The sequence below is a fragment of the Rhodococcoides fascians NBRC 12155 = LMG 3623 genome (assembly GCF_001894785.1).
Taxonomy (GTDB): Bacteria; Actinomycetota; Actinomycetes; order Mycobacteriales; family Mycobacteriaceae; genus Rhodococcoides; species Rhodococcoides fascians.
Genome location: NZ_BCWW01000008.1, coordinates 162894 through 189087 on the forward strand (window position 1 = coordinate 162894; position 26194 = coordinate 189087).

At 66.5% G+C, this 26194-nt stretch carries 23 protein-coding genes; 18 read left to right on the forward strand and 5 right to left on the reverse strand.

The genetic code is table 11. The annotated features are described in order from the left end of the window. Nucleotides 1–130 precede the first annotated feature (130 nt). Entirely contained in the window at nt 131–1057 is a 927-nt protein-coding gene (gene metF / locus RFA01S_RS17755) for a methylenetetrahydrofolate reductase [NAD(P)H] (protein ID WP_032368108.1), read from the forward strand. 13 nt (nt 1058–1070) lie between these two features. Here the strand turns inward: metF and RFA01S_RS17760 are convergent, their stop codons facing one another. Genes RFA01S_RS17760 through RFA01S_RS17780 form a run of 5 tightly spaced genes read right to left on the reverse strand, consistent with a single transcriptional unit; the run spans nt 1071 to nt 6073 of the window. Beyond that, nucleotides 1071–2219, reverse strand: a complete 1149-nt coding sequence (locus tag RFA01S_RS17760) for a glycosyltransferase family 2 protein (RefSeq protein ID WP_032406703.1) — start codon at nt 2217–2219, stop codon at nt 1071–1073. A gap of 37 nt (nt 2220–2256) precedes the next feature. Next, a complete protein-coding gene (locus RFA01S_RS17765; RefSeq protein ID WP_045841254.1) occupies nt 2257–2991 on the reverse strand; it encodes an LppM family (lipo)protein in 735 nt (244 codons plus the stop codon). A gap of 31 nt (nt 2992–3022) precedes the next feature. Next, complete coding sequence (locus RFA01S_RS17770) at nt 3023–3847, reverse strand: carotenoid biosynthesis protein (protein ID WP_032368106.1); 825 nt, start codon at nt 3845–3847, stop codon at nt 3023–3025. Further along, the gene (locus RFA01S_RS17775) at nt 3844–5451 is read right to left on the reverse strand and encodes a phytoene desaturase family protein (RefSeq protein ID WP_072692129.1); all 1608 of its coding nucleotides are present in this window, start codon (nt 5449–5451) and stop codon (nt 3844–3846) included. The genes RFA01S_RS17770 and RFA01S_RS17775 overlap by 4 nt, the downstream gene beginning before the upstream one ends. A gap of 4 nt (nt 5452–5455) precedes the next feature. Next, nucleotides 5456–6073, reverse strand: coding sequence for a GNAT family N-acetyltransferase (locus tag RFA01S_RS17780; protein ID WP_027497355.1), 618 nt, complete (start codon nt 6071–6073; stop codon nt 5456–5458). A 202-nt stretch (nt 6074–6275) separates the two neighbouring features. Between RFA01S_RS17780 and RFA01S_RS17785 the strand changes: the two genes are divergently transcribed. The 17 genes from RFA01S_RS17785 to RFA01S_RS17865 all read left to right on the forward strand — a co-directional run bounded on the left by RFA01S_RS17785 (nt 6276) and on the right by RFA01S_RS17865 (nt 26120). Further along, entirely contained in the window at nt 6276–6725 is a 450-nt protein-coding gene (locus tag RFA01S_RS17785; RefSeq protein ID WP_230074380.1) for an SAV_6107 family HEPN domain-containing protein, read from the forward strand. Between the two features lie 238 nt (nt 6726–6963). Next, complete coding sequence (locus RFA01S_RS17790) at nt 6964–7398, forward strand: SCO2097 family morphological protein (RefSeq protein WP_027497353.1); 435 nt, start codon at nt 6964–6966, stop codon at nt 7396–7398. A 541-nt stretch (nt 7399–7939) separates the two neighbouring features. Beyond that, a complete protein-coding gene (gene mraZ / locus RFA01S_RS17795; protein WP_027497352.1) occupies nt 7940–8371 on the forward strand; it encodes a division/cell wall cluster transcriptional repressor MraZ in 432 nt (143 codons plus the stop codon). Nucleotides 8372–8590: 219 nt separating this feature from the next. Continuing rightward, the gene (gene rsmH / locus RFA01S_RS17800; RefSeq protein WP_027497351.1) at nt 8591–9631 is read left to right on the forward strand and encodes a 16S rRNA (cytosine(1402)-N(4))-methyltransferase RsmH; all 1041 of its coding nucleotides are present in this window, start codon (nt 8591–8593) and stop codon (nt 9629–9631) included. Continuing rightward, nucleotides 9628–10410, forward strand: coding sequence for a cell division protein FtsL (gene ftsL, locus RFA01S_RS17805; protein ID WP_230074472.1), 783 nt, complete (start codon nt 9628–9630; stop codon nt 10408–10410). Before rsmH ends, ftsL begins: the two co-directional genes overlap by 4 nt. Next, nucleotides 10407–12278: a peptidoglycan D,D-transpeptidase FtsI family protein gene (locus RFA01S_RS17810; RefSeq protein WP_032368105.1), complete on the forward strand. Its 1872-nt coding sequence runs from the start codon at nt 10407–10409 to the stop codon at nt 12276–12278. The genes ftsL and RFA01S_RS17810 overlap by 4 nt, the downstream gene beginning before the upstream one ends. A 157-nt stretch (nt 12279–12435) precedes the next feature. Further along, nucleotides 12436–14037: a UDP-N-acetylmuramoyl-L-alanyl-D-glutamate--2,6-diaminopimelate ligase gene (locus RFA01S_RS17815; RefSeq protein ID WP_032406827.1), complete on the forward strand. Its 1602-nt coding sequence runs from the start codon at nt 12436–12438 to the stop codon at nt 14035–14037. Further along, the gene (locus RFA01S_RS17820; protein ID WP_032382815.1) at nt 14034–15557 is read left to right on the forward strand and encodes a UDP-N-acetylmuramoyl-tripeptide--D-alanyl-D-alanine ligase; all 1524 of its coding nucleotides are present in this window, start codon (nt 14034–14036) and stop codon (nt 15555–15557) included. The genes RFA01S_RS17815 and RFA01S_RS17820 overlap by 4 nt, the downstream gene beginning before the upstream one ends. Next, on the forward strand, nt 15554–16639 hold the full coding sequence (gene mraY, locus RFA01S_RS17825) for a phospho-N-acetylmuramoyl-pentapeptide-transferase (protein WP_027497347.1): 1086 nt from the start codon (nt 15554–15556) through the stop codon (nt 16637–16639). The genes RFA01S_RS17820 and mraY overlap by 4 nt, the downstream gene beginning before the upstream one ends. Nucleotides 16640–16642: 3 nt before the next feature. Next, nucleotides 16643–18103, forward strand: a complete 1461-nt coding sequence (gene murD / locus RFA01S_RS17830) for a UDP-N-acetylmuramoyl-L-alanine--D-glutamate ligase (RefSeq protein ID WP_032382816.1) — start codon at nt 16643–16645, stop codon at nt 18101–18103. Then, entirely contained in the window at nt 18100–19680 is a 1581-nt protein-coding gene (ftsW, locus tag RFA01S_RS17835) for a putative lipid II flippase FtsW (RefSeq protein ID WP_027497345.1), read from the forward strand. Before murD ends, ftsW begins: the two co-directional genes overlap by 4 nt. After that, nucleotides 19677–20819 carry an undecaprenyldiphospho-muramoylpentapeptide beta-N-acetylglucosaminyltransferase gene (gene murG / locus RFA01S_RS17840; protein ID WP_027497344.1) on the forward strand — a complete coding sequence of 381 codons (1143 nt, stop codon included), beginning with the start codon at nt 19677–19679 and terminating at the stop codon, nt 20817–20819. Before ftsW ends, murG begins: the two co-directional genes overlap by 4 nt. A gap of 65 nt (nt 20820–20884) precedes the next feature. After that, entirely contained in the window at nt 20885–22387 is a 1503-nt protein-coding gene (gene murC / locus RFA01S_RS17845) for a UDP-N-acetylmuramate--L-alanine ligase (protein WP_045841252.1), read from the forward strand. Between the two features lie 122 nt (nt 22388–22509). Continuing rightward, nucleotides 22510–23178, forward strand: a complete 669-nt coding sequence (locus tag RFA01S_RS17850; protein ID WP_230593424.1) for a cell division protein FtsQ/DivIB — start codon at nt 22510–22512, stop codon at nt 23176–23178. A gap of 175 nt (nt 23179–23353) precedes the next feature. Further along, nucleotides 23354–24628 (forward strand): cell division protein FtsZ, encoded by a 1275-nt coding sequence (ftsZ, locus tag RFA01S_RS17855; RefSeq protein ID WP_027497341.1) that lies wholly within the window; start codon nt 23354–23356, stop codon nt 24626–24628. Next, entirely contained in the window at nt 24625–25386 is a 762-nt protein-coding gene (gene pgeF / locus RFA01S_RS17860; RefSeq protein ID WP_052060552.1) for a peptidoglycan editing factor PgeF, read from the forward strand. The genes ftsZ and pgeF overlap by 4 nt, the downstream gene beginning before the upstream one ends. Beyond that, nucleotides 25383–26120, forward strand: coding sequence for a YggS family pyridoxal phosphate-dependent enzyme (locus RFA01S_RS17865; protein WP_032368102.1), 738 nt, complete (start codon nt 25383–25385; stop codon nt 26118–26120). Before pgeF ends, RFA01S_RS17865 begins: the two co-directional genes overlap by 4 nt. Nucleotides 26121–26194 lie beyond the last annotated feature (74 nt).

Below are 26194 nucleotides of genomic sequence, written 5' to 3' on the forward strand. Positions count from 1 at the left end.
CACCCGAACCCGGCACCGACGAGCAGCGAACTACGCCGTCGGGGGATGCCCAGCGGGCCGGCGGCGCAGCGCAACCTATGATCTTCGGGTGAGCGAAGATTCCGTCAGGGGGCGGTCGAGCCGAGGATTCGTGACGAGGACGCCGTCGATCGTCGACCGATTGCGGACCGAACCCGAAGCGAGGATCCCGTTCTCGGTGGAGTTCTCGCCCCCGCGCGACGAGGCTGCCGAGGCCAGGTTGTGGCGAGCAGTGCGAGAGTTCGAGCAACTCCAGCCCGCGTTCGTGTCGATGACGTACGGCGCAGGTGGTTCCACCCGCGATCGAACGGTGCGCGTCACCGGTCAGATCGCCGAGGAGACGACTCTGCTGCCAGTGGCGCATCTCACTGCCGTGTCGCACAGTGTCGCCGAGTTGCGCTCGATGGTCGGGTCGTACGCCGACCGCGGCATCACCAACATCCTCGTTCTTCGCGGTGACCCCCCGGGCGATCCACTCGGCGAGTGGGAGAAGCATCCCGAGGGAGTCGAGTACGCGGAAGAGCTGGTGCGCATGGTCCGCGAACTGGGCGACTTTCACGTCGGAGTGGCGTCGTTCCCGGAAGGCCATCACCGCGCCGACGATCTCGAGCAGGACACCAGGTGCCTCGTCGGGAAGCTGCGTGCGGGAGCGGAGTATTCGATCACGCAGATGTTCTTCGACGTGGACGACTACCTGCGGCTGCGTGATCGCGTCAGCGCATACGACCCCGAGCAGGGTGCCAAGCCGATCATCCCCGAGATCATGCCCATCACCTCGCTGCGTTCGGTGCGCCGGATGCTCGAGCTCTCGGGCACGACATTGCCGTCGCATCTGGACGAGAAGTTCACTCGCGCAGCAGGATCCGGAGCCGAGGAAGACAAGGCCGCGGTTCGAGAGGTGGGTATCGAGCTCGCCACGAACATCGGCGAGCGGCTCATCGCGGAAGGTGCGCCCGGGCTGCACTTCATCACGTTGAATTTCGCGCGCGCGACACGTGAGGTCCTGAGCAACCTGGGGCTGGCAGCCGCGCGCGTCTGACTTGCGATCGGCGTTACGACGTCGGCATCGGACGCGACTTCCAACTCAGCGCGCCGCGGCGTCGTCGCACGTGGGATTCCGCAACGAGCCCCACGAAGGCGAGAATCGACAGCGGGTGCACCGCGGCGTCGACGACGTCGCGAGCGCCGAATCGGGGTCCCGACTCGCGCCGACGAGATGCCACGCGCGAGATGGTCCCGGCGAGGTAACCGACGACACCCAGTCGCCGCGTCGAACCGGAACCGAAGACTGCCGCGACCGGCGGCAACAGGTAGACCGTACTCAGCGCAAGGGCAGCCGTGGCCGAACCGACGGGCCCACCGAACTCGTTCCACAGCCACCGGCTGTAACCCGCCCGAACATCGGCGGCCGAGCGGTACATCCGGCACCGTACGAACCCGGCACCGGAGGCAACCGACGTCGAGAACCCGCGTCGACGCAGGACACGCGCGATGTCCAGATCCTCGGTGGCACTCGACGCGACGCAGCTGTGGCCGCCGACGACGCGATACGCGGCGGCATCGAACGCCATGAACTGCCCACAGGCGACGGCCATCGACGGCAGCAGCGTCGCATTGCCGACCGGCACGGGCAGCGTCGACATCCACGACCACGCGAGCAGCGGTTGAACGAGGCGTTCGGCGAGACCACCCGCCACCTGCTCGGGCCAGGGGCACATCAGAGCGTCGCCGCGGCGGCGCAACCTCCTCGCCGCGGCGGCGAGGGCCTCGGGTTCGAGCCGGACATCCGCGTCGACGAACATGACGATCGTCGTATCCACGTCGACCGAGTCGGCCAGTTCGGCGCACGCGGCGGCTTTACCCGTCCATCCGGGCGGCGGCGACGCGTGGGAGGTCACGACGCGGAATCGCGGATCGCCGTTCGCCGCGGTGACGGCAGCGGCTGCCGTTCCGTCGGTCGAATCGTCGTCGAGGACGACGACCTGCAGGTCGGTGCAGAATCGTTGACGCGTGAGATCGCCGATCAACGCAGGCAGCGTGTCGACTTCGTTGCGCGCGGGGATGCACACTGCGACCCGTTCGGTGACGTCACGGCTCGGTCGACGCAAACCCGGCACGAACAGCGCATTGAACACCGCGACGGCAGCGGAGGTGGAGGCGAGAACGGCAGTCGCCCGAGTCGCCCGGGTCAGGACCGTCATTCGGCGAGATCTGTCGTGCGGGACGAGATGGGGGCGATCACACCGACGTTCGGTCGTTCGACTCGCCCGTCTCGGCAGCGCGCTTACGACGGTTGCCCAACGGTGGGTTCCGCGACACCCAGGCCATGGCACCGACGATAGCGGCCACTCCGACGGTCACGCCGCCCACGATGCCCGCCCAGCCGGCGAAGCTACGAGTGTTGGGGTCCGGGTAGTTGACCTCGGCACGCACCGAGGTGACTTCGCCTGCCGGCAGCTTCCACGAGATCGAGTTGTCGCTCTCGCGAGTGCCGTTGGTGGTCCCGATACGGGCGGGAAATGCAATAGTGAACTGCACGTCGGACCCCTGGACCGGTACCGACGACAGGTCGGCGTTACCGGCGAGCGTCACGGTGTCGCCCGAACGCTGCAGGGTCAGCTGAAACGATCCGGCCGCGTTCTGGAAGATCGAACCGAGTGTCTGAACATCACCGAACGAGAGGTCGTCGAAGATGGCCTGCGACCCGACGTACCCGTCCTGGTTGTACGGCTCGACGCGGACCTTGTCCTCGATCGAGGAGGGCACCACGAGTTCGGGGCCGGTGTCGGTGTCGGAGGTGGGGACCGTCGCCGCGACGATCTGACCCGCCACCCGGTCGTTGGCCGACACACCCATCGTGACCTGGACCCGCAAGCAGCCGGCCAGCATCGGCGCGACCAGCAGCGTCAGGGCGAGCACCGAGAGAACTCGGCGTCGGCGGGTACGAGCGGATGTTCGTGATGTCGACTGCACAGCGACATCGTGCCAGGGCGTCGCGTCGGTGTCAGTCGGCAGGGGTTGCCATCGGTGCGTGTCGGCTACGTAGAGATCCGCGACGACGTGCGATCCACAGCAACGGGATTCCGACACTACCCATGACGACGAATCCGTAGACGGCCGAGAATCGTAGTTCGGGGCCGTCGAGGAACACCGCGTGCGCGAGCGCCGAACCCAGCCACGTCCACAGGAACAGCCCGAGGGGAACGACGTCGTCGGACGCGCGCGGGGCCACCACGCGGTTCACCGCTTCCATGACTGCGGCCATCAATGTCGCCACCAACAGCCAACCCGCGTAGTTGGTCAACGGGATCGACGACACACCCGGCAGTCCGACGGCACCGGACGTCCAGGTCCACTGGCCGTCGGTGACCATCTGAGGATCGAGATACAGGTCCCAGCCCACCATCCCGACGGCGACTGCGGCGATTCGGAATGCAGACGCTCGGAGCCGTGTCGCACCGAGATGGCCGACGATGAACGTGACCGCGCACCAGATCGGATAGAACCCCGCCGTCCAGGCGAGTGGAACCACCACGGGGACCTCGAACAGGCTGGGGCCGAGTCGATTCTGCGCGTAGAAGTACTCGCCGAAGGGAAACCCGGTGGCCGTGCCGACGAGCTCGGACACGAATCCCGTTCCTGCAGTCAGGATCACGAGAGCCGCCGCCCACAGCTTTCCGCGGTACAGCACGGCGTGCGCGATCGACGCCAGCGCGAGTAGCGCGACCACCGCGATGGTCACCGCGTCCCGCGTCGAACCCGATACGAGCGGATAGCAGATCTGGGCGGCGACGGCACCGATCGCGAAGACCGTCGGGGCAATCTTCATGCTCGTCTCCTGCTGAAGAATGCGCGACGACGCCCCGCGCGTGCGTCCGCGAGTGCGATTCTCGCCGCCGAACGGCCGCTGGCCGCTGTGACGCCGCCTCCCGGGTGAGTCGACGCGCCGGTGAGATAGAGACCGTCTGCTCCGGGAACGCGGTGGCCGGCCAGTTGGGGATGAGGACGCCACATCATCATCTGGTCCAGTGACATGTCCAGGTGCATGATGTTGCCTCCGATCAGTCCGAGTTCCTGCTCGATGTCCGGCGGCGACTGTACGTACCGATCGAGGACCGACGCGGCGAATCCAGGGGCGTAGCGATCGAGCTCGGCGACGATTCGATCACCCTCGACCTCGGCCAAAGAACGTTGCCCCGGTACGTTCGAGCGCCACCGGCGGCCATCGGCGAGAGTGTGCGGATGCCACTGCGACCACAGGGAGATCTGATGCTGACCCGGCGGCGCGATCGTCGGATCGAGGGCGCTGAACGACATGCCGAGAACAGCGGGTTTCGGCGGCAGCTCCCCGGCGAGAGCGTGCCCGTGAGCCAACCGCAATTGCGCGCGGTCGCGGACGAGCAGCGCGAGACCGTGGGTACCGTCCTCGATGCAGTCGGCGCTCGGGTACTGCGGCAGCGCGTCGGTGGCCAACCGAACCGCGGTACCGATCCCCGGACCCACCCGAATGGTGGAGCGCCACCGGGCCAGCTGCGCCGCGTCGTGTCCGCCCTCCGCCAGCAGGTCGAGCGTGGTCAGGATGTGACACCCGGCCACGACGATCGTGCTGTCGATCTCCCGTCCCGACGCGGTCCTCGTCGTCCAGCCGTGCGCGCGACGCGTCAGCGATACGGCGGCATCGCCGAGCGTCAGCGCTGCCCCGTCCCGGTGCAGCCGGGCGATCATCGCCTCGGTCAGTGCGCCGCTACCGCCGACGGCGCGGCCCGGTGGGAGCGTGTGCATCAGAGCCGCGAACCCGACCATCGGGGCGGTGCCGGGCTCGGACATCGGCGGGCCGGACTGCGCTCCGAACCATGCCAGCGCAGCCTTGAGTCGCTCGCTCGTGAACATTTCGTCCAGCAGGGAATCGCCGGTGGCAAGAAACTCGCGCGAGAGCGCGCTGCCGCCGTCGGGCGCACCGAGTCCCCAGAAGGATCGGAGCAGTTTGGACCCGGTGGGCGGCCCACCGAATGCGCGCATGGTGCGTTCGCTGCGCGGACCCCACACCGAGACGAAGGAACGGTAGGCGCGCGCATCGACGGGCCCGCAGGCGGCAGCGATGGACTCGCACGTTCGATCGAGGCTGCGATGGAAGACGATGGCGCGTTCGGCGGTGTCGACGTCGCCCGGGGCGAATGCCCACGGATCGCAGTCGATGTAGCGCAGCCCGAACTCCTCGAGTCCGAGCTCTTCGACGATCCCGGTGTGCCTGATCATGATGTGCGCGGACGAGCCGCGGTCGACTCGATGGCCGGGGAAGCGCTCCACCGTCGACACCGCACCGCCCGCGACGGTGTCGCGTTCGACGATCTCCACCGACATTCCGGCATCGGTCAGGTAGCAGGCAGAAGTCAGGGCATTGTGGCCGGAGCCCACCACCACAGCATCGATCACACCTTCAGGCTACGGGCCCGTCGAGCGGCAACCGGCGGCCCAGCACCGCGAAGGGGCGCCGGTCGCCGGCGAACGTGAAGTGCCGCAGTACGTCCTCGAAGCCGAGCCGTCGATACAACCGCCAGGCGCGGTTGTCCTCCTGCGCGACCTCGGGTGTGGACAACATCACAGAGTGCGCTCGAACACCGTCGAGCAGCCTGCGACAGAGACGCCCGCCGAGTCCGTGTCCTTGCGCGCTCGGTAGTACGTGCAATTCGGTCAGTTCGAAGTAGTCGCCGAGGGTGGCGTCGACGTGCTGTGTCGAGTGTCCGGCGCGGCGCAATCCGTCGCGGACCTGCTGATGCCACCACTGATGGTGCGCGCCGTGATACCCGTACGCAACGGCGACCAGCGTGTCCGGCTGCGTCTTGTCGGGATTGGGCACCATGGCTCCCACCGCTCGCCAGCCCGGCCGGTGCAGATGCTCCGTCCACATCGGTGCGCGGCTGTGCTCGGTTCCGCGGGGATATCCCATGGCCTCGACGTAGATCGCCAGAGCTTCGAACAAGCGCCGACGGAATTCCTGGGGCGTCAGATCGACCACGTAGGGGGTTGTCTGCGCATCGGTGACGACGGTTCTCACCCTTTCTTCGGCAACTTGTCGGTGGGCACAGCTATATTGAATGTGTCGAACGGGTGTTCGATGATCGGGGCCGAGCGCGCCGGTGGATCACCTCGACGAACGAGGCGGATTCTCCCGGAGTTCGACTGTAAGGCTTCATCACGGTTCCAGGCGTGTCGGTAGCGCGCCCGGAGATTCGAACTGGAGGTGTTCGAGTATGACGATGACGAAGACATTCGATGTCGGCGTGCGGTCGCCGGTGTCGCGTCAGGCGCAGGTCCTGCTCGGTCGAGCCGATGCGTTGCTGTCCGAATCCATCGGTGAGCGCGATGCGGGGGACCGCTTCCTCGGAAGCTACATCGCCGCACTCAAGGGTGCTGCCGCAGTCCTGGCATCGCTGCCCAATTCGATCGGCTCGCGGCCACGTTCACGCAACGCCTGGGTTCTGATGGCGAAGGCTGCGCCGGATCTGGCGATCTGGTCCGAGTACTTCTCGTCCTTCTCCGCAACCCGCGCGGCAGTCGAGGCGGGTGCCTCGTCCGCTGTCGGAGACGTCGACGCCGACGACTTCTATCGACACGTCAGTCGTTTTCTGAACGCGGTCGAGGACCGGTTGGGCGGTCAGTCGAGGTTCCAGCCCGTCGATCCGATGGCGGCACCGCTGTCCGCATAGCCCGCCGCGTCGATTCCTCGAGTTCGAACGGACGTGAACGGCCACGTCACACGGTGTTCGACAAGTGTTTCCGAGACGTCCGTCTCGAAAACTTGGTCGTTTCTCAGGAACACATAGTGCGAGTAGGTGGTAAGCGGCCGATTCAGCTCGTATCATCGTCAGTAGGTAGCCGCCAAGGTCAGCTTCCCGTCGCTTCTGAACCGAAACGACTCTCATTATCTGTGCAGGGGGAGGTACCGTGCCACTCTCCGAGCACGAGCAGCGCATGCTCGATCAAATCGAGAGCGCTCTCTACGCCGAGGATCCCAAATTCGCGTCCCATGTGAGGGGCGGTCGCGTTCGCGCGGCGTCGAGCAAGAGGCGTTTTCAGGCTGCCGCGTTGTTCGTCGTGGGACTCGTGTTGCTCGTCGCCGGTGTAGCACTGTCGACGAACAGTCTGGGTTTTCTCGTCGTCAGCCTCATCGGCTTTCTCTTCATGTTCGGTGCCGGGGCACTGTTCTTGTTCGGCGGCTCCAAGAAGGGAGCTGCCGCGACCGGCGAAGAAGGTAGCGCAAGCGACCGAGCCGGCACGCAAGGTCGTAGTGCTCAGCCGAAATCGAGTGGTGGCCGCAAGGGCGGCAGCTTCACCTCTCGAATGGAAGACCGTTTTCGTAAGCGGTTCGATCAGGAGTGATATGACTCCGCCGTCCGGATCTCCCTGGGCCTGACGGTCACCCACCACAACTTCACCGATTCGACAGCAGCACCTCACCCTCGGGTGAGGTGCTGCTGTCGTTCCACGGCTCTTCGATACGGCGAGCATTCCGTAGCCCCTGTCGCGCGGCGTGCTCGATCAAGTGCGCCCCAGCGACGACGCGGGGCGATCGTTCCCGTGCGGTGGTTCCCGGGTGGTGGTTCCGGGGCGAACTCCCCACTTCCCCCCACAGCCGCCATTGTCCCCACTTCACCCCACCCAGTCCCCACTTTCAGGGTCCAGCTGCGCTTGTCAGGCGGGTTGTCGCACAAAGTGCCTGCTCGCGACGCCGCGCGCCCCGGGGGATTGCGTCGGCCAGATCAGGGCCGACGTCGAACGCGGCAACCTGAACGGGCAATCTTCTTGCGTCTGAGCTGCGGATATGTGGTTGTCCACAAAGTTTTCGGGCTGTGAATGGTTCGAAGTGGGGGAGAGTGGGGTAAAGTGGTCCGCAGCGGAGAGTCGAGGCTGGAGGTGGCGAGTGTTTCTCGGTACCTACACGCCGAAGCTCGACGACAAGGGTCGACTCACGTTGCCGGCCAAGTTTCGGGACGCGCTTGCGGGAGGTGTCATGGTGAGCAAGGGGCAGGATTTCAGCCTTGCTGTCTACACCGCGGCAGACTTCGCAGAGCGTTCTCGAAAGTTGACGGCGGCCTCTCGTGCCAACCCCAAAGCCCGTGCCTATGTGCGCCAGTTCTTTTCGGGAACCGACGAACAGCGGCCGGACGGACAGGGCCGTATCACCATCAGTCCCGAGCACCGTCGGTATGCGGGACTCGAACGCAACTGCGTGGTGATCGGATCGATGGACTTCATCGAGATCTGGAACGACGAAGCCTGGGCCCGCTACTCCGCCGAGAACGAGCAGGATTTCTCCGACGCGTTCGACGAATCCCTCGGAGGGATCTTGTAGACCACCGAGGCCGGCTGCGAGTGCAGCGAGGCCTCTGCCCGATCAGAACCCTGACGTTCTTCCCCAACGCCAGGTTTCGCAGATCAGGACCCTGACGTTCTTCCCCAACGCCAGGTTCCCTATCGGACAGGGACCTCGAAGCATTCGCACCGGCCGCAATGGACGACCCGCAGGGCCCGGACCCGGGCGAGAAGTACGTATACGCAACCGGGAGGGACCATGACGGAGGGAGCCGGGCCGGACGAGAACGACGCGTCCGCCGACCGCACTCACCGTCGCTCCGGCGGCCCGATCCACGTCCCCGTTCGACTCGAGCGTGCCGACGAGCTTCTTGGGCCCGCAGTGGAATCGGCGGACGACCCCGACACGACTCGGGTCATGATCGACGCCACGCTCGGACTCGGCGGTCACGCCGAACACTTTCTACGGAAGTATCCCGGTCTGCACCTCATCGGACTCGATCGCGATCCTGACGCGCTCGACAAGGCGGGTGCCAGACTGGCCCCGTTCTCGGATCGAACGACTCTGGTGCACACCACATACGAGGGCATTGCCGCCGCCCTAGACGAGGCCGGACTTCCCGCGACCTATTCCGTTCACGCCATCCTGTTCGACCTCGGAGTGTCGTCGATGCAGCTGGACGAGTCGGACCGCGGCTTCGCGTATTCCGTCGATGCACCGCTGGACATGCGGATGAATCCGACGCAGGGCATCACGGCAGCCGACGTGCTCAATACGTACTCGCACGGCGATATCGCTCGCGTGCTCAGCACCTACGGAGAAGAGCGGTTCGCAGGCAAGATCGCGTCCGCAATTCTGCGGCGACGTGAGCACACGCCGTTCACGACGAGCGGCCCGTTGGTCGAATTGCTGTATGCCGCAATACCGGCCGCGACTCGCCGCACCGGTGGGCATCCGGCAAAGCGAACTTTCCAGGCGCTGCGTATCGAGGTCAACGGGGAGCTCGATTCGCTCAAAGCCGCGGTGCCGGCCGGACTCGACGCCTTGGCCGTCGGCGGCCGCGTCGTCTTCATGTCGTATCAGTCGCTCGAAGATCGAGTTGTCAAGCAGGAGTTGGCCCCTCGGATCAAGTCTCGAAGTCCCGAGGGGTTGCCGGTCGAACTTCCCGGGATGGGTCCGGAATTTCGGCTGTTGACCAGAGGTGCGGAACGCGCCTCGGACGAGGAAATCGAAGTCAACCCACGCTCGGCCCCGGTGAGGTTGCGCGCCGCCGAACGGATTGCAAGGAGAGCGGAATGACGGTTCCAGGCACAACTGTTGGAACACAACGCAATCGGGTTCCGGCTACTCGACCCGAGCGGGCCGGCCGCGGTGGTCGGTCCGGAGCCGCATTGCGCGCCTACGAGCGCAGGCAGCAGCGTGCCTCGATACATACGTCGGATTCTGCTCGCGGTTCAGCGGCCTCACTTCGTCCGACGCTCAACGGCAGTGCCATTGCGGCTCGAATCCCGTTCGTAGCCTTGGTCATCGGTCTGCTTGCCCTGGGGCTCGGCTTGACGTTGTTGTTGACGACGCGCTCGGCGGGCGACTCCTACGACCTCAGTGCCGCCAAGGCCGTCAACGCCGAGCTCGCACAACAGCGTGCCTCCTTGCAGCGTGACGTCGAGCTCGCGGAATCTGCGCCCGAGCTCGCGCGCAAAGCCGCCGCGATCGGAATGGTCCCCGCCAAGAACCCCGCCCGCCTCGTCGTAGCCCCCGAGGGCGGTGTGCAGGTCGTCGGCACGCCCGCTCCCGCCGACGGTGCGCCGGTTGCACCCCTCGATCCGCCTCCCGCCACCGGCTCGGGGGAGGGCTCGGTTCCGAGTGCGTCGACACAGAATCCCGCACGACAGTCGGCGCAGTCGCAGACTCCGAGGAGTGCGTCGCAGCCCACCAGGCCGACGGGCGCAGGTGACACCCGTGCCGCCACGCCGAGTGCGCCCAATGGTGCCGGAACTGCCGCGCTTGCTGAACAATTGGTTCCCATGAGCACCCCCTCGGCTCCCGCCCCCGGCGAATCCTCCGGTGACGAGCAGTGACCAGGCCGTCGCCTGCGTCACGTCCCCGGCCCGCAGATCGAGCGCGGCCGGGACGAAAGCGTTTGGACTCGTCCACATTTCGTTTTCGGCACGGTACGGGCCGCATCTTGATGTACGTGGCTTTGGCGGTCGTCGCGGCACAGTTGCTCTGGATTCAAGGATTCGATGCGCCGACACTGTCGGCCGAGTCCGCCTCGCAGCGCACCACCACCCTCGTCGATCCGGCGATGCGCGGCTCGATCCTCGATCGCAACGGAAACCCGATCGCTTTCACCATGGAAGCGAAAGCGCTGACGTTCCAGCCGGTCCGGGTTCGTAGAGAACTCGACGAGGCACGCGCGAAGGATCCGACGAAGCCGGAAACCGACAAGTACCTCGACGACATCGCCGAGCGGATCCACAGCGATCTCGGTGACGTCGTCAGCAAGAAGGATCTGCTCGCGAAACTGAAGAGCAACGACGAATTCACCTATCTGGCACGGGGTGTGGACGCCACCGTGGCGTCGAACATCAGCAAGGAATTCAAGCAGGTCGGGCTCGAACGTCAGGACATCCGCGAGTACCCGGGTGGCTCGCTCGCCGCGAACATCGTCGGGGCCACCGGGTGGGACGGACACGGCCTGCTCGGGCTCGAGGATTCGCTCGACGCCACGCTCGCCGGTACCGACGGATCGCAGACCTACGATCGCGGTTCCGACGGGGCCGTCATTCCCGGCAGCTGGCGCGACAAGCAGCCCGCGGTCAACGGCTCGAACGTGGAACTGACCATCGACGCGGACCTGCAGTACTACGTACAGCAGCAGGTGCAGCTGGCGAAAGATCTGTCCGGGGCCAAGAATGCGTCTGCCTACGTTCAGGATTCGCACACCGGCGAAGTGCTGGCCATGTCGAACGACAACACCTTCAACCCCGGAATCGGCGTCGGAAACAACGAACGGACCAAGGAGATGGGCAATCTGCCCGTCACGACGCCGTTCGAGCCCGGTTCGGTCAACAAGATCATCACTGCTGCAGCCGCTATCGAGTACGGGCTCACCACACCCGACGAGGTGCTGCAGGTACCGGGCAACATCTTCATGTCCGGTGTCTCGGTCCGGGACGCCTGGGAACACGGAGTTGCGCCGTACACCTCCACCGGAGTGTTCGGTAAGTCCTCCAACGTGGGGACTCTGATGCTGGCTCAACGTGTCGGCGAGGATCGGTATGCCGACATGCTGAACAAGTTCGGCCTGGGCCAGCGCAGCGACGTCGGCCTCCCCAACGAGAGCGCAGGCAGCGTGCCCAGCCGCGATCAGTGGTCGGGCGGTACCTTCGCCAACCTGCCGATCGGGCAGGGTCTGTCGATGACGCTCCTGCAGATGACCGGGATGTACCAGGCGATCGCCAACGACGGTGTGCGCATCCCGCCGCGGATCGTCGCGGCAACGGTGGACGCCAACGGCGAACGAACCGAGACGCCGCGACCCGACGGGGTGTACGTGGTCAGTCCCGATACGGCGAAGACGGTCCGCAACATGTTCCGGTCGGTCACCCAGGACGACACTGGAAATCAGCGCGGTACCGGAGTCGCCGCAGGTGTCGAGGGCTACCAGATCAGTGGTAAGACCGGCACGGCCCAGCAGGTCGATCCCGAGTGCAAGTGCTACTCGAACTCGAAGTACTGGATCACGTTCGCGGGTATCGCTCCGGCAGACGATCCTCGCTACGTGATCGGGATCATGCTGGACGCGCCGTCCCGCAGCGCCGACGGCTCGGGAGGGCAGTCGGCCGCACCGCTGTTCCACAACATCGCCAGCTGGCTGTTGCAGCGCGACAGTGTTCCGATGTCCGCAGACCCGGGCCCCAAGTTGGTTCTTCAGGCCGACTGAGGCCCGAATCTTCCAGTCTGGGAATCGGGGCGGCAGCATGCCGATCACGGTCGCCGGTAATCTGACACATCGGCTCGAGGCGTGTTCGTCGATCAGCCACCGCAGCGTGTTCGAGCTGACGCAGTGTGCGGTGGAAGTACAGAGGAAGGGAGCAGGAGTGACTGTGTCATCGGATTCACAACCCGCTCCGGGGTCTCGGCCGGCGAATCCGCCGCACACCGACGTATCCGACGTGGCGTCCGCTGTCGGTGCAACGATCGAGTGGGGACACCTCGACGGAGTGCAGGTCACCGGAATCGATCTGCGAGCGCAGTCCGTTCGTCCCGGCGATCTCTTCGCCGCGCTACCCGGATCCGCTCGGCACGGAGCCGAGTTCACCGCCGACGCGATCGAGCGGGGTGCAGCGGCGGTCTTCACCGACCCATCCGGTGCCGACGTCGTCCGCGGCGTCCTCGCCACCGCCGATCGCCATGTTCCTGTCCTCGTGCACGACCGACCACGCCAGGTGCTCGGAACCGTGTCCGCCCTCGTGTACGGCAATCCGTCGTCGAAGATGACGGTCGTCGGAATCACCGGCACGTCGGGCAAGACGACGACCGCGTACCTCGTGGAGGCCGGCCTGACAACCGCCGGCCGCCGCTGCGGACTGATCGGCACGATCGAGACCCGCGTAGTGGGCCAGCACGTACCGAGCGCTCTCACCACCCCCGAGGCTCCGCAGTTGCATGCGCTCTTCGCCGTCATGGTCGAGGCCGGAGTCGACACCGTGGTGATGGAAGTGTCCTCCCATGCGTTGTCCCTCGGCCGAGTCGACGGCACCGACTTCGCGGTCGGCGCGTTCACCAACCTGTCCCAGGATCATCTCGACTTCCACGACTCGCTCGAGGACTACTTTCTGGCCAAGAGCCGGCTGTTCGGGGTCGATTCGCCGGTACGGGCAGACACAGCGGTCGTGTGCGTCGACGATGCCTGGGGAGTGCGGATGGCCGATATCGCCCGGTCGGCCGGATCCACGGTCGTCACGGTGTCCACCGGTGCCGACTCGCAGTGGACCGTCTCCGAGTGGGCCAAGCACGACGACGGAACGCAGTCGTTCACCGTTGCCGATCCGAACGGAACGTCGTTGCCGGTGTCGGTGCGTCTGCCGGGTCGCTACAACGTCGCCAACGCCGTGCTCGCGCTCGCGACCTGCGAAGCGGCAGGCGTGGATGCCGCGACGGCGGCGCCCGGAATCGCGACCGTCGACGTGCCCGGTCGAGTGCAACGAATCGATCGTGGCCAGGACTTCCTCGCGGTGGTCGACTACGCCCACAAGCCCGCTGCGGTCGAAGCGGTGCTGGCGACTCTGCGAGAGTCGTCCCGTGGACGTATCGCCGTCGTGTTGGGTGCCGGCGGGGATCGAGACACCGCCAAGCGCCCTCTGATGGGTGCGGCCGGAGCGCGCGGTGCCGATCTGCTCGTGGTGACCGACGACAATCCGCGCAGTGAGGATCCGGCCGCGATACGGCATGCCGTCGAAGACGGTGCACTGTCGGTGCCCGACGACGCTCGTGGCGAAGTACGAAATGTCGAAGGCCGCGCAGCGGCGATAGAACAAGCCGTGGCGTGGGCACGTGAGGGGGACGTTGTGTTGATCGCAGGTAAAGGACACGAGACGGGCCAGGAGGTGGCGGGGGTGAAGTATCCGTTCGACGACCGAGTGGTACTCGCATCGGCCATCGACGCACGACTGGTCACCACGAGCGCAGGCGCACGGTGATACCGCTCTCGATCGCTCGCATCGCCGAGATCGTCGGCGGCGAACTGCACGACGTGGCGGACCCGACGGTGCTGGTCGCCGGGCCGGTGGAGTTCGACTCACGCAAGGTCACACCCGGCAGTGTCTTTCTCGCCCTGCCCGGTGCCAAGGTGGACGGCCACGAGCACGCGGCCGACGCCGTGGCCGCAGGCGCTTCTGTCGTTCTCGCGGCGCGTCCGGTGGGCGTCCCGGCTGTCGTCGTTCGGCCGGCGCCGCACGCGAGCCGTGCGATGGCACTCGAACACGACCCGGAGGGGGCCGGCGCTGCGGTGCTGACCGCGCTCGGTGCATTGGCCCGGGAATCGGTGCTCGAACTGACCGCGCACCACGACCTGACCGTGGTGGGCGTGACGGGGTCGTCGGGCAAGACGTCGACGAAGGATCTCATCTCGGCTGTGCTGCGTCCGCTCGGATCCGTGGTGGCCCCACCCGGATCGTTCAACAACGAACTCGGGCATCCATGGACTGCTCTGCGGGCCGACTCCGATACCGACTTCCTCGCCCTCGAGCTGTCCGCCCGGGGAATCGGCCACATCGCCGAACTCGCCAGGCTCGCGCCGCCCCGGATCGGGGTGGTTCTCAATGTCGGAACCGCGCACCTCGGCGAGTTCGGTTCACGTGCCGCCATCGCGCTGGCCAAGGGCGAACTGGTCGAGGCATTGCCCGCTGCTGCGGACGGCGGCGTGGCGATCCTCAACATCGACGATCGTCTGGTCGCCGAGATGGCGACACGCACGAAGGCGGCCGTCGTCACCGTCGGACTCAACGCGGACGCCGACGTCCGGGCTGTCGACGTCGTGGTCGACACCGATGCGCGGGCGTCGTTCACGCTCGTGTGTGCGGCAGGCTCGGCGCACATCACCCTGGCGGTGCACGGTGAACATCAGGTGGGCAACGCCCTGGCTGCCGCGGCCGTCGCGCTCGAGTGCGGGGCCGGCGTGGCCCAGGTTGCCGAAGCGCTCTCGACCGCGGTACCCACCTCGATCCGCCGGATGGATGTACGCACCCGCGCGGACGGCGTCACCGTCATCAACGACTCGTACAACGCGAATCCCGATTCGATGCGGGCCGCCCTCAAGGCGCTGGTGTCGATGTCGCGGCGTGATGACGGGCCGAAGCGGCGCAGTTGGGCGGTGCTGGGGGAGATGGGCGAGCTCGGCGGCGAATCGGTGGTGGAGCACGATGCGATCGGTCGGCTCGCCGTCCGCCTGGACGTCGATCGGTTGATCATCGTCGATTCGGGTCGGCCCACGCGTGCGCTGCATCAGGGCGCCGTCATGGAAGGGTCCTGGGGCGAGGAATCGATGCTCGTACCCGACCGCGAGACCGCCATCGCCGTGCTCGAGGACGAGGTTCGCGCCGGCGACATCGTTCTGGTCAAGGCCTCGCAGTCGGGCGCGATGTGGACCGTTGCCGACGCCCTGTTGGCCGAACCGTCGGCCGACGCCCTGTTGGCCGAACCGTCGGAGGGCGAGCAGTGAGACAGATCCTGTTCGCCGGAGGGATCGCACTTGCAGTCGCAATTCTGCTGACTCCCGTGCTCATCAAGACCTTCTCGAAACAGGGCTTCGGCCAGGAGATCCGGGTCGAGGGCCCGGCGAGCCATCAGTCCAAGCGCGGTACTCCCACCATGGGCGGCGTGGCGATCCTGGTCGGGATCTGGGCCGGCTACTTGGGCTCGCACCTGATCGGCATCGGATACGACGCCGAGGGGCCGTCGGCCTCGGCTCTACTCGTACTCGGCCTGACCACCGTGCTCGGCCTCGTCGGCTTTCTCGACGACTTCATCAAGATTCGTAAACAGCGCAACCTCGGTCTGAACGCCACCGGCAAATACGTCGGCCAGATCACCGCGGCGGTGCTGTTCGCCATCCTGGTCCTGCAGTTTCGCAGTGACGACGGATTGACTCCGGGCAGCACTCAACTGTCGTATGTGCGCGACATCGCAACGTGGTCGATGTCGGCTGCTGTCTTCGTGTTCTTCGTCTGTCTGCTGGTGATCGCGTGGTCCAACTCGGTCAATCTCACCGACGGCCTCGACGGCCTGGCGGCCGGGTCCATGACATTGGTCCTCGGGGCGTACACCGTCATCACCTTCTGGCAGTACCGGCAGGCGTGTGCAGGACCGGCCGGTCCTGCGCCGGGTTGCTACGACGTACGCGACCCTCTCGACCTGGCCCTGGTGTGCGCGTCGGCGGCCGGTGCCTGCATCGGTTTCCTGTGGTGGAACGCCGCGCCCGCCAAGATCTTCATGGGCGATACCGGATCCCTCGCTCTGGGCGGCCTGATCGCAGGACTGTCCGTGGTCACCAAGACCGAACTGATCATGGTGGTCATCGGCGCGTTGTTCGTCGCCGAAGCAGCGTCGGTCGTCATCCAGGTCGCAGTGTTCCGGTCGAGTCGGCGACGCGTGTTCCGAATGGCCCCGTTCCATCACCACTTCGAGTTGGCCGGTTGGGCCGAGACGACGGTCATCATCAGGTTCTGGTTGCTCGCCGCGATCGCGTCGGCCGTCGGCTTGGCACTGTTCTACAGCGAATACCTCGCGGCTGTGGGCGGTTAGGCAATGACCGAAGCCTCGACCCATCTGTCCTGGTTGCGCGATAGTTCGGTGCTGGTCACCGGTGCGCGCATCTCCGGGCTGGCCGTCGTACGCCCACTGCTGGACCTCGGCGCACTCGTGACCGTCACCGACTCGAACCGAGCTGCGCTCGACGAGGCGTCGGCGCTCGGTGCTGCCGTGGTGGTTCAGGACGATCTGCTCGCCGATCCGGACGCGATCGCGGCCTTTGCGCTCGTCGTCACCAGTCCCGGGTTCCGGCCGGACTCTCCGGTGCTGGCTGCGGCCGCCGACCACGCCGTCCCGGTGTGGGGCGACGTGGAGTTCTCGTGGCATCTCGACCGCGCCGAGGTGTACGGCCCGCGCGCTCGTTGGCTGGTTGTCACCGGTACGAACGGTAAGACGACCACCACCTCGATGCTCGCGTCGATCCTCGACGCTGCCGGAATCGACTCCGTCGCCTGCGGAAACATCGGCCTCCCCATCGCCGACGCGTTGCGCGGTACCCCGCATCCGCGCGTACTCGCGGTCGAGCTGTCGTCCTTCCAGTTGTTCTGGGCACCGTCGGTTCGTCCCGCGGCGGGGGTGGTGCTCAACATCGCCGAGGACCATCTGGACTGGCACGGGGGCATGGACGGGTACGTCCAGGCCAAGGCGCGCGCGTTGAGCGGGGACGTCGGGGTCGTCGGACTCGACGACGCGGTGGCGGCCGGTCTGCGGGCGGGGGCACCGGCAGCGACGGTCGTCGGTTTCCGCCTGAACGAACCCGCCGCGGGCGAGCTGGGAGTGCGGGCGGGAATGCTCGTCGACCGTGCGTTCGGGGACAACGTCGAGTTGCTCCGGGCCGACGAGGTGGAACCGAGTGGCCCGTCCGGTGTGCTCGACGCGTTGGCCGCGGCTGCGTTGGCGCGATCGATCGGTGTCGACGCCGAGGCCGTCCGAAACGGATTGCGGACGTACCGGGTGGGACCGCATCGGGCCGCAGTGGTGCGTGAGCTCGGTGGGGTGACGTTCGTCGACGATTCCAAGGCGACGAATCCGCATGCCGCGCGCTCGTCGATCCTCGCGCACGATCGGGTCGTGTGGATCGCGGGCGGGTTGTTGAAGGGTGCGGTGATCGACGATCTGGTCGTCGAGATCGCCGATCGGCTCGTGGCTGCGGTGGTGTTGGGCCGCGATGGGATGCAGATCGCAGAGGCTTTGGCGCGACACGCCCCCGATGTTCCGGTCGTCAGGCTCCCTTCGGGAGACGATGCTGGTGTGACTCATGAGGCTGAAGATGCAGATGCGGTGATGCGAGCGGCCGTCGACCACGCTGCGGGGTTCGCCGCCTCCGGCGATACCGTCCTGCTGGCCCCCGCGGCTGCGTCGTTGGACATGTTCGTCGATTACGGCCACCGCGGCCGAAGCTTCGCCGAGTCCGTCGAGCGCCTCGACATCGCCGCCCTCGGATCGCCGCGATCGTGACCACCGCAGCTCGACCGGCGCGTCCACCTCGTCGCACCACCACGCCGCGCACCCGAATCGGACTGTGGTTCGGTCGGCCGCTGGCGTCGTTCCACCTCATCGTCACGATCGCGGTGCTGCTCACCGTGCTGGGACTGGTCATGGTGCTGTCCGCGTCGTCGGCCGAATCGTTCGCAGCCGACGAGTCCGGCTACGCGCTGTTCACGCAACAGCTGATCGGTGTCGCACTGGGTGTGGTCGCGTTTTATGCGGCGCTTCGGCTGCCGGTGCGATACCTGCGCAAATTGTCGTTCCCGCTCTTCCTGGTCTCGATCACGATGTTGATGCTGGTGTTGATCCCCGGTATCGGTGCCGAGCGTCAGGGCGCACGGCGTTGGTTCGACTTCGGTGTCGTCTCGTTCCAGCCGTCCGAGCTGGCGAAGGTCGCGTTGGTTCTGTGGGGAGCGCACCTGCTGGCCTCCCGTCGCAGCGAGCACGGCAACATCAAGTCGCTGCTGGTGCCGTTGCTGCCTGCGGGCCTGCTCATGTGTCTGCTCGTCGTGCTCCAGCCCAACCTCAGTACCGCGATCGCCCTGGGCATCATTCTCGTCGCACTACTGTGGTTCGCCGGCCTCAACGCCCGGCTGTTCGGAGCAGTCCTGGTGACCGGTTTGGCTCTGGCGACCGTGCTCGCGTTCACCGCCGGCTACCGCTCGAACCGCGTCAAGGCCTGGCTCAACCCGGGGGAGGACACCCAGGGTCTGTCGTATCAGTCCACCCAGGCCAAGTACTCCTTGGCCGACGGCGGACTCTTCGGTCGCGGATTGGGACAGAGTCGCGCGAAATGGAGCTACCTCCCCAACGCGCACAACGACTTCATCTTCGCGATCATCGGCGAGGAGCTCGGAATGATCGGCTGCCTTGCCGTCATCGGATTGTTCGGTCTCTTCGTCTACACCGGCCTACGCATCGCGATGCGGTCGGTCGATCCGTTCCTGCGTCTGTTGACTGCAGGCGCAACGTGCTGGGTGTTCGGTCAGGCCATGATCAACATCGGCTATGTGGTCGGGCTGCTGCCGGTGACCGGTCTGCAGCTGCCGCTGGTGTCCTACGGCGGTACGTCCACGGCCATCACGCTGTTGATGTTCGGGATCATCGCCAGTGCGGCCCGACACGAACCGGAAGCCATCGCCGCGCTGCACGCCGGGCAAGAGGGTCGTATCGCCCGAGCTCTGAGATTGCCGCTGCCTGCTGTCTTCTCACCGAAGCGGGCCGCGATGGCACGCTCCAAATCCACCCGTCCCACGTTGGCGGCGCAGGATCGCACACGTCTCGAGTCCCGCAAGAACAAGGACGGCCGCGGGGCACGGTCACCCGAGCCCGGACGTACCCGGGTGTCGAGTTCACGGGTGGACACGGCCGGCCCCAACGGGTCGGCCAGGAACGCACCCCGTGGCCACGCCCGCCGTGCCGAGCCCCAACGCCGAGACACCGGCAGCGGGTACGCCGCCGGACCACGGTCGCCGTATCGGCCGCGTCCGGAACCGCAACCCGGTCGTCCGCCGGTCCGCTCGGGTGAGCGAGGATATCGACGGTGAAGCAGACATCGAGGCCGATATCCGTGGTGGTGGCCGGAGGCGGAACCGCCGGACACATCGAGCCCGCGCTCGCCGTGGCCGACGCCCTGCGCGAGCTCGACCCCACCGTCACCGTCACCGCCCTCGGCAGCAGCCGGGGGCTCGAAACGACACTGGTACCCGCCCGCGGCTACGCGCTGGAACTGATACCGCCCGTGCCGCTGCCTCGCAAGCCCACTCTCGACCTGGTGAAGTTACCGGTTCGGGTCGCACGGTCGGTGCGTCGAACCCGGGAGATCTTCGCTGCGGTCGAGGCCGATGTACTGGTCGGCTTCGGCGGTTACGTCGCGCTTCCTGCGTATCTCGCTGCCCGCGGTCGACTTCTCGGTCGCGGCGGCCGTATTCCGGTGATCATTCACGAGGCCAATGCCCGCGCCGGCATCGCGAACAAGGTCGGTGCACGCAGCGCCGAACGAGTCCTTGCCGCCGTCGCCGGATCTGGTATCTCTGCACCGGGGTCCGAGGATGCAGAAGTGATCGGAATTCCGGTGCGGCCCACCATCACCGGTCTCGATCGCGCAGCGATGCGGTCGCAGGCTCGCGCTCATTTCGGTCTGCCCGAACACGGGCCGGTGCTGCTGGTGTTCGGCGGTTCACAGGGCGCGCGTTCACTCAACGACGCAGTGTCCGGTGCCTCGGCCGCCCTTGCCGCCGCCGGCATCTCGGTTCTGCACGCACACGGTCCCAAGAACACACTGGACGTGGAGCAGAGCAATCCGGATGCTCCGTACGTCGCAGTGCCCTACATCGACCGGATGGACCTGGCCTACGCGGCGGCCGATCTCGCGATCTGCCGGTCCGGTGCCATGACGGTCGCCGAAGTCTCCGCGACCGGGCTTCCTGCCGTGTACGTGCCTCTACCGCACGGCAACGGTGAGCAGGAGCTCAATGCCCGTCCCGTCGTCGACGCCGGAGGTGGCATCCTGGTAGCCGACGCGACGCTGAGCGCGCAGTACGTGACCGACACGGTCGTCGCTTTGGTGGCCGACACCGAGCGCATCGCCGCGATGTCCCGTGCTGCGGCAGGAGCCGGTCACAAGGGTGCTGCGGCTGCCGTCGCGCAGATCGTGCTCGATACCGCGCACGCGGCGCGGCGCTGAACCGGGCGGCGGCGAGAATGCCACAGAACGAGGGAGACGTCCGCGTGACAACTGAGGGTGCGGCGATGTCGGAGTTGCCGGCAGAGCTCGAACGGGTGCACATGGTGGGAATCGGCGGTGCCGGGATGTCCGGGATCGCACGCATTCTGCTGGCGCGCGGTGGTCAGGTGTCCGGATCGGATGCCAAGGAATCGCGCGGGGTGTTGGCGCTGCGAGCCCGCGGTGCGCTGGTGCGAATCGGGCACGATGCAAGCGCGCTGGACATGATCGACGGCGGCCCCACCGTGGTCGTGACGACCCACGCGGCCATACCCAAGACCAACCCCGAACTCGTCGAGGCTCGCGATCGCGGGATTCCGGTGGTGTTGCGGCCCGCCGTCCTCGCGTCGTTGATGGAGGGGTACCGCACCCTGCTGGTGTCGGGCACGCACGGCAAGACGTCGACCACATCGATGTTGGTCGTCGCACTGCAGCACTGTGGGTTCGACCCGTCGTTCGCCGTCGGCGGTGAGCTCAACGAGGCCGGAACCAACGCGCATCACGGCAGTGGCGACGTCTTCGTCGCCGAGGCGGACGAGAGTGACGGTTCGCTGTTGCAGTACTCCGCGAACGTGATCATCGTGACGAACATCGAGGCCGATCATCTCGATTTCTTCGGTACGACCGAGGCCTACGTGAAGGTGTTCGACGATTTCGCCGCGCTGCTGCACCCGGGCGGTGTGCTGGTGGCATGCATGGACGATCCGGGTTCGGCAGCTCTGGCCCGCCGCGTGGTCGAGAAGAATCTCCCCGGAGTGACGGTGCTCGGCTACGGGTCGTCCGACGTCGACGCCGGACCGGTCGAGATGGCCGTTCGCCTGTTGGCCTGGGAGCCCGAGGACATCGGCGGCGTCGCGCAGTTGCAGATCGCCGGTGAGGACTCTGCCCGCACGGTTCGGCTGGGAGTACCGGGACGGCACACCGCCCTCAACGCCCTGGCGGCGTTCGTGGCTGCCCGCCAGGTGGGCGCGGGGGTCGAGGAGTTGCTGGCCGGGCTGACCGGATTCGGGGGAGTGCACCGGCGGTTCCAGTTCACCGGACGCGAGCACGGAGTACGAGTGTTCGACGACTACGCCCATCACCCCACCGAGGTGCGGGCCGTGCTGACCGCTGCGCAGGCGTTGGTCGCGGGTCAAGCACTTCCGGGCGAGCGGGGGCGGGTCGTGGTGGTGTTCCAACCGCATCTGTACTCACGTACTGCGACGTTCGCCGAGGAATTCGGTACCGCACTGTCGTTGGCCGACGAGATCGTGGTGCTCGACGTCTACGGCGCTCGCGAGGAACCCCTGCCCGGTGTGACCGGGGCCTTGGTCGCAGCGTCGGTGACCAAACCGGTGAACTACCAACCGGATCTGTCGTTGGTCGCCAAGCAGGTGGCCAATCTCAGCCGTCCCGGCGACGTGGTGATCACGATGGGTGCGGGCGACGTGACCATGCTCGGCGGTCCCATTCTCGACGCCCTTCGTTCCAAAACCGATTTCGGTGCCACGACCGGCCGCGCGGTACCGAAGGATCGGCCGTCGACGTGACTCGTCGGTCCGATCGAGACCGCGCTTCCAGATCGGAACCCGTTGCCGGGCAGGGTGATTCGACGTCGTCGGTCACAGACAGGCAAGCTCGCGCGCAGGCCAGGGAAGAAGAGCGCGCTCGCGTGAAACGGTCACGCCGTCGCGCGGTGCTTGCCGTCGTGGCGGTTGTCGCAGTGATCGTCGGGTCGGCAGTACTGGTCTACTTCACGCCGCTGCTGTCGGTTCGGACGATCTCGGTCGTGGGAGCCTCGTCGGTGTCCGAACAGGAGATCCTCGACCGACTCGAGGTGCCGACCGGCCTGCCGCTGGTCCGTGTCGACGCCGCGGCCGCGGCCCAGCGTGTTGCGTCGATACCGGAGCTGGCATCGGTTCGGGTACAACGGAAATACCCGTCCACCGTGCAGGTCACCGTCGAAGAACGTGTCCCGGTGGCGTTCGTCGATTCTCCCGACGGCACTCACTTGCTCGATGCGACCGGCGTGGACTTCGCCGTCGCACCGCCTCCGCCCGGGGTGGTCCGACTGGTGACCGACAATCCTGTCTTCGGCGATCCGGTGACGAAAGATGCACTGGCTGTACTCGATTCGCTGCCGCCGCTGATTCGAGGTCAGGTCGGCGAAGTGCGCGCGAGCACGCTGTCCGACATCTCGATCCTGCTGTTGGACGGGCGTACCGTCGTGTGGGGGAACAAGGACAACTCCGAGCGCAAGGGGGCGGTGGCCATCGCGCTGCTGTCGCAACCGGGTCAGATTTTCGACGTGTCCAGTCCCGATCTTCCGACCACGAAATAGCAACGGGTCCGAAAGGCTCATATTTTCGGCGCGGCATCGGCGCGCCTAATGGCGATCGTGGCCGTCGGTGAATAGCGTTCCGATCAGTCGAGTACTTGACATAACTCTAAGCCTGTGGTTTAGGTTGAGGGTTTTCCACATTTTTCGAGCAACAATCCACGGAAGGCGAGAGCCCATGACGCCCCCGCACAACTACCTCGCCGTAATCAAGGTCGTCGGCATCGGCGGCGGCGGCGTGAACGCGGTCAACCGGATGATCGAACAGGGACTCAAGGGAGTCGAGTTCATCGCCGTCAACACCGACGCTCAGGCCTTGCTGATGAGTGACGCCGACGTCAAGCTCGACGTCGGCCGTGAGCTGACTCGCGGACTCGGTGCCGGTGCCGACCCCGAGGTGGGTCGCCGCGCAGCGGACGACCACAAGGACGAGATCGAAGAGGTCCTCAAGGGTGCCGACATGGTCTTCGTCACCGCAGGTGAGGGTGGCGGAACCGGTACCGGCGGTGCTCCCGTCGTCGCCAACATCGCGCGCAAGCTCGGCGCGCTGACCGTCGGCGTCGTGACGCGTCCGTTCTCCTTCGAGGGCAAGCGCCGTGGTGGCCAGGCCGACACCGGTATCCAGCAGCTGCGTGAATCCTGCGACACGCTCATCGTCATCCCCAACGATCGTCTGCTTCAGCTCGGCGACGCAGCCGTCAGCCTCATGGATGCGTTCCGCAGTGCCGACGAGGTCCTGCTCAACGGCGTTCAGGGCATCACCGATCTGATCACCACCCCCGGGCTGATCAACGTCGACTTCGCCGACGTCAAGGGCGTCATGTCCGGCGCAGGCAGTGCGCTGATGGGCATCGGTTCCTCCCGCGGTGAAGGCCGCGCGATCAAGGCCGCGGAATCCGCGATCAACTCGCCGCTGCTGGAAGCGTCCATGGAAGGTGCCCGCGGAGTGCTGCTCTCCATCGCGGGTGGCTCGGATCTCGGCCTGTTCGAGATCAACGAGGCCGCCTCGCTGGTCCAGGAAGCTGCGCACATCGACGCCAACATCATCTTCGGAACCGTCATCGACGACTCTCTCGGCGACGAGGTTCGTGTCACCGTCATCGCCGCCGGGTTCGACGGAGGAACGCCCACGCGTCGTCCGGTCGAGGCAGCGGCATCCACCCGCGGCCCGATCGGATCGGCGCGCTCGGGGGAGGTCTCCTCACGCTCGAACGACAGCTCCGAGGGCGCTGTGTTCCGCGACCCGGTCGGCGCACCCAGCGGATCGAGCCTGCCCCCGCTGAACTCGTCCAGTTCGTCGAACCGCGAATCGTCCAGCCGCGAGTCCGCAGCCGGTCACGGCCGGGATTCCGGCGGTCAAGGCCGCGAGTCGGTCGGATCCGGACGCCGCGTTCCCGTCGCCGAGGACGACGGCGAAGACGAGGTCGACGTACCGTCCTTCATGCGGCGGTGAGTGACTCCTTTCGGGTCAGGCGGGTGTCGACGACGCGAGCAGGCGGCGTGTCGGCCCCGCCGTTCGACACCTTCAATCTCGGTGACCACGTAGGCGACGACCCGGCTGCTGTCGAGGCCAACCGTCGACGCCTCGGTGACCGTTTGGGTATGGGCATCGAACGCATGGTGTTCATGGAGCAGGTCCACGGCCGCACCGTCACGGTGGTGGACGGGCCGGTGTCCGAGCCCGTTCCCATGACCGATGCGTTGGTGACGACGCAACGCGATCTCGCGCTCGTGGTGTTGACGGCCGACTGTGTTCCGGTGTTGCTGTCCGACGAAGAGGCGGGCGTGATCGCCGCGGTGCACGCCGGCCGTGTCGGTGCCCGCATCGGCATCATTCCTCGAGTACTCGCGTCGATGGTCGAGCTGGGCGCGGTCCCGGAGAGGATCGGGGCCCTCCTCGGCCCGGCGGCCAGTGGGCGTCAGTACGAGGTACCCGCCCACATGCGCGCCGACGTCGACAAGCATCTTCCCGGAAGCGCGACGACGACGGTTCGGAACACCCCCGGTCTCGATATCCCGGCCGGTGTGCGCGCGCAGCTGATTGCCGCCGGCCTGCACGGAGTGGCTCAGGATCCCCGGTGCACCATCGAGGATCGCACCCTGTTCAGCCATCGCCGGGAGGGTTCGACCGGCCGTATCGCGAGCGTCGTGTGGATGGATTCCGCATCCGCAGACGAGGTTCCCGACTCCGGCCAGGAGAGGATGTCGTGAGCGAGCCCACCGACCGAGCTGCCGAGATCGCCGCCGCGTTGGCGTCGGTACGCGAACGATTGGCGCGAGCATGTGCGGACGCAGGTCGAGAAGACTCGACCGTGACTCTGCTGCCGGTGACGAAGTTCTTCCCCGCGTCCGACGTTCGGATCCTGTACGAGCTGGGCTGCCGTGAGTTCGGCGAGTCCAGAGAGCAGGATGCGTCGCCCAAAGTGGCCGAGACCGCAGAGGAGTTCCGCGTTGATCCGCCCCGATGGCACATGATCGGGCATCTCCAGCGAAACAAGGCGAAGTCCATCGCTGCGTGGGCGCACTCCATTCACTCGGTGGACAGCGCTCGGTTGGTCACCGCGTTGTCCAAGGCCACCGAGACAGCACTCGACGACGGCGCTCGGACGACGCCGCTCGACGTCCTCGTTCAGGTCAGTCTCGACGGCGATGTCCACCGCGGCGGCGTCGAACGCGGGGACCTGTACGAGTTGGCCGACGCGGTGTCGACCGCACCCGGCTTGCGTCTGGCCGGACTCATGGCCGTACCTCCGTTGGACGCCGATGCGGACGCTGCGTTCGGTGATCTCGAAGTGCTGCATCAGCGACTTCTGCGTGATCATCAAGATGCCCGCGAGTTGTCGGCCGGCATGACGGGGGACCTGGAAGCTGCTGTGCGACACGGATCGACGTGCGTGCGTGTCGGTACCGCAATACTCGGTGCGCGGCCGATAGCCTCCCAATAACAGTCCACGGATCACATCAGTCACAACAGACACTTGCGAACCTGGAGATGGACAGTAGACACGGCCACGGAAGG

Bases quoted from the DNA above. Each gene is read 5' to 3' on its own strand.
- RFA01S_RS17760 (WP_032406703.1), bottom strand. From the start codon at position 2,219: ATGACGGTCCTGACCCGGGCGACTCGGGCGACTGCCGTTCTCGCCTCC.
- RFA01S_RS17770 (WP_032368106.1), bottom strand. From the start codon at position 3,847: ATGAAGATTGCCCCGACGGTCTTCGCGATCGGTGCCGTCGCCGCCCAG.
- RFA01S_RS17785 (WP_230074380.1), top strand. From the start codon at position 6,276: ATGACGAAGACATTCGATGTCGGCGTGCGGTCGCCGGTGTCGCGTCAG.
- rsmH (WP_027497351.1), top strand. From the start codon at position 8,591: ATGACGGAGGGAGCCGGGCCGGACGAGAACGACGCGTCCGCCGACCGC.
- ftsL (WP_230074472.1), top strand. From the start codon at position 9,628: ATGACGGTTCCAGGCACAACTGTTGGAACACAACGCAATCGGGTTCCG.
- murD (WP_032382816.1), top strand. From the start codon at position 16,643: ATGACCGAAGCCTCGACCCATCTGTCCTGGTTGCGCGATAGTTCGGTG.
- murC (WP_045841252.1), top strand. From the start codon at position 20,885: ATGTCGGAGTTGCCGGCAGAGCTCGAACGGGTGCACATGGTGGGAATC.
- ftsZ (WP_027497341.1), top strand. From the start codon at position 23,354: ATGACGCCCCCGCACAACTACCTCGCCGTAATCAAGGTCGTCGGCATC.